Source organism: Bacillota bacterium (assembly GCA_040754675.1).
Taxonomy (GTDB): Bacteria; Bacillota; Limnochordia; order Limnochordales; family Geochordaceae; genus Geochorda.
Map to the genome: position 1 here is coordinate 1 of JBFMCJ010000423.1, position 3,549 is coordinate 3,549.

At 66.9% G+C, this 3,549-nt stretch carries 5 protein-coding genes; 1 reads left to right on the top strand and 4 read right to left on the bottom strand.

What is annotated here, in order from left to right:
* The 4 genes from AB1609_18240 to AB1609_18255 form a co-directional block, all read right to left on the bottom strand.
* Nucleotides 1-204, bottom strand: a 204-nt coding sequence (locus AB1609_18240; protein MEW6048387.1) for a hypothetical protein, incomplete at its 3' end; no start/stop codon positions are given.
* A 198-nt stretch (nt 205-402) separates the two neighbouring features.
* Complete coding sequence (locus AB1609_18245; GenBank protein ID MEW6048388.1) at nt 403-1,347, bottom strand: radical SAM protein; 945 nt, start codon at nt 1,345-1,347, stop codon at nt 403-405.
* Nucleotides 1,348-1,462: 115 nt separating this feature from the next.
* On the bottom strand, nt 1,463-1,993 hold the full coding sequence (tpx, locus tag AB1609_18250; GenBank protein MEW6048389.1) for a thiol peroxidase: 531 nt from the start codon (nt 1,991-1,993) through the stop codon (nt 1,463-1,465).
* Between the two features lie 147 nt (nt 1,994-2,140).
* Entirely contained in the window at nt 2,141-3,097 is a 957-nt protein-coding gene (locus AB1609_18255) for an aldo/keto reductase family protein (GenBank protein MEW6048390.1), read from the bottom strand.
* Between the two features lie 138 nt (nt 3,098-3,235).
* On the opposite strand from AB1609_18255, the gene AB1609_18260 reads away from it, so the two are divergent.
* Nucleotides 3,236-3,549: NUDIX domain-containing protein (locus tag AB1609_18260; GenBank protein ID MEW6048391.1), on the top strand; the 314-nt coding region annotated here is incomplete at its 3' end.

Here is a 3,549-nt window from a genome sequence, read left to right on the forward strand (position 1 = left end):
GGTCCCGGCTATCAGCCGGGCCGCCACGCTCACCGGAAGCTGCGCGTCCTCGGGACTCGCCACGAGCCAGCCCAGGCTGCGCAGGAGATCGCGTTCGGCCAGCGGGTCGGCCCTGCCGATTCCCCGGGATAGCCGCGAGAGGTGGGCCTGGGCGAGGCGCTCCACCGAAACGGCCGCGGACCCCCGGGGCAGCGTACGTTCCATCAAACCGCGCCCTCGACTTCCCGCCGGTTGAACGGCCCGGGATTCGTTTTCAAATCCTCCCGGACATTCAAGTACCGTTCCGATCTTTGTCGCAAGCCTCCTGGAGGCGGTTCCTTGCGCCGCTTCATGCGGTTGCATTCTTCTTTTAGCCGTCCGCCTGGGTTTTCCTCTTTTCGCAAACGCCCTCCTGCCCGCCGCTCACCAGGCAAATGTGAGCTGCTCGGTGACACTCGCCGGCGCGGCCGCCACCCGCGCCTCATCGCGCGATTCGGAAAAACCTGCCTCTTCCTTGAACGCCCCGACGCGCCGCTCGATCCGCTCCCTGTAGGAGCGTGCCGGGTAAGCTGAAAAGGGCGTGAACAATCTCGCGTACAGCCGCCGAAGCTCGGGGAAGTGGCGGAAAAGCCACCCCCGGTAGACCTCCCAGGCCCCTTCGCAGAGCCTCAGAGAATTGGCGTGAAGCTCACAGGCGCCGGCTTCTGCGGCCGCCTGAACCAGACGGCGAAGGTGCGGTTCCTGATCGGTCAGCCCGGGCAGCACGGGGGCCACCAGTACCCCCACCCGGACGCCGGCCGCAGCAAGCTCCCGAACGGCGCGCAGCCGCTGGCGTGGCGGGGGCGTCCCGGGTTCCAGGGCTCGGGCAAGGGTCCTGTCCAGCGTGGTAATCGTAACCCACACGGTGGTTTGGGGCGCCTGCTGGCAAAGTTCCGCGAGCAGGTCCCGGTCGCGCAGGATCAGGGTGGACTTGGTCACCAGACAGACCGGGCTGTTGTATTCCAGGAAGGCCGCCAGGGAGCGGCGTGTAAGCCTGAGCCGCCCCTCCACCGGCTGGTAGGGATCCGTGGCCGTACCCACGGCAACCACCTCACGGCGCCAGGCGGGGTCGGCGAGTTCGACGCGGAGGCGCTCCGGCGCGTCGTACTTGACGAGGATGATGCGTTCGAAATCCTCGGCCGAATTGTATCCCAGGTACTCGTGGGTGCGCCGGGCGTAGCAGTACACGCAGGCGTGCGCGCATCCGCGGTACGGGTTGAACGCCCAGGAAAACGGCATCCCCCGCACCGGGTGGATCGCGCGCTTCAGCGGCATCGGCAAGAGGCGCAAGCGCCCGGCGAGGGCGCCGGGCGCTGCCTGGCTCCTCACGGCCCACCCCTACCCCGAACATTCGAACATACGATCGTGGCGTTCATGTGTTCGCATCTTAACGTGCCGGCTCGCCGCCGTCAAGGGGTGGACCGCCTCGCCCCCTGCCCCGGCCTCAACCGGTGGCTTTGCGCACCGCCTCGATCGCCTTCTCGTAGTTGGGGTGCTGGGTTACCTCCGGGACGTACTCGACGTAGCCAACACGGCCGTTTCGATCCACGACGAACACCGCCCGCGCCAGTAGCCTGCGCTCCTTGATGAGCGTCCCGTAGGCGACCCCGAAGGAGGCCTCCTTGTGGTCGGAAAGGGTGGTGACCCGGTCGATCCCCTCGGCTCCGCACCACCGCTTCTGGGCAAACGGGAGGTCCATGCTGATCGTCAGCACTCGCACGTCGGCGCTGAATCCGGCTGCCTCCTGGTTGAACCGCCTCGTCTCCGCGCTGCAGACGCCCGTATCGAGGGACGGTACCGAGGCGATGAGAACCACATGCCCGCGATAGTCCGCAAGACTGCGGGGCTTGAACTCCGTGTCCACCACCTGGAAGTCGGGAGCCTGTTGCCCTACCTCGATCTTGGGGCCGACGAGGGTCACCGGATTGCCGGCAAACGTGATCGCGCCCGGACGCTCGACCGTTGTGACTGCCACTGGACTTGCCCTCCCCTTTCCTTCTGCCGTACCCCCTGGTGCATGTAAGCACTATTACCCCTATGCCAACGCGCCTTGCTCCCCACAGCACCGCCGGCGCCGCCACGGCCTGCCGGCGCCGGTCTGGCTGCCTTCGGGCTCGCTGCCTTACGCTGCGTGGCCCGTAATGCGGTCGATCGCGGCCAGGATATCGTCTGAGAGCCGAAGCGAGGCCGCCTTGAGATTCTCTTCGAGTTGCTCCAGGCGGGTGGCGCCGATGATGGCCGACGTCACCTCCGGCCTTCGCAGCACCCACGCCAGCGCCATCTGTGCCGGGGTCATGCCCGCAGACCTGGCCAGACCCGCAAGCTCCTGCGCCTGCCGCAGTACCTCTTCGGCCATCAACCGTGCCATGAACATGTTGCTGTTGGGGTCGGCCGCGCGGCTGCCCGCGGGTATAGGTTCCCCGGGGCGGTACTTGCCGGTCAGCACGCCCTGGGCCAGGGGCGAGAAGACCACCTGCCCGATGCCCTCCCGCTCACACAGCGGCAGCACGTCGCGTTCGACATCGCGATGCAGGATGTTGTAAAGCGGCTGGTTGGAGACGATGGGATCCAGGTTCCACCGCCGCGCCAGATGCGCGGCGTCGGCAATCTGAACCGCTGTCCACTGGCTGACTCCCACGTACAGCACCTTGCCCTGGGTCACCAGGTCGTCCAGCGCCCGCAACGTCTCCTCCAGCGGCGTCTCGGGGTCGAAGCGGTGGCACTGGTATAAGTCGATGTAGTCGGTGCCGAGCCGCTTCAGGCTTGCGTGGCATTGTTCCATGACGTGTTTGCGGGAGAGCCCCCGATCGTTGGGGCCGTCCCCCATGGGGAAGAAAACCTTGGTCGCCAGCACGTACGAGCTTCGCGGGAAGGCTCGCAGGGCCTCCCCGACCACCTCTTCGGCAGCACCCCGGTGGTACACGTTCGCTGTGTCGAAGAAGTTGACGCCCATCTCGTACGCAGCGCGTACGATCTCGATGGACCGCTCCCGATCCACCGATCCGCCGAACGTCAGCCAGCTCCCGAGGCCGATGCTGGACAGCTTGACGCCGGCACGTCCCAGGCGGCGGTACTCCAAATGCCCCACCATCCCTTGCGGAGATTCGCAGACAACCCGGGCAGGCTTACAGGACGAGCGCTAGAACTTTTTAATCCCAAGCCCCGGCCCAAGTCAAGCGCGGCCGGAGCCCGCACAGAAACGGAGGTCCTGCGCACGTTGGCCTTTCGCCAGGCCATTTTAGTGGCCAGGGTCGTGCTCGTCCAGGACGGGCAGGTGTTGCTCGCCCACCACCGCCATGAGAGCGGGCGTGACTTCTGGTGCTTCCCCGGCGGTCACGTGGAACAGGGCGAGGGCTTCGCTGAGGCCGCTGCCCGCGAGCTTCAGGAAGAGAGCGGCCTGACGGTGGAGCTCTTTGACGTGGTCTACGTCCAGGATTTCGCCCGGCCGCCCGGCCCCGACGTCGCCGAACTGTTCTTCCGGGCCCGGGTGACCGGCGGCCGGCTCGCTCCGAAGCTCGAGCCGGGCCTGGT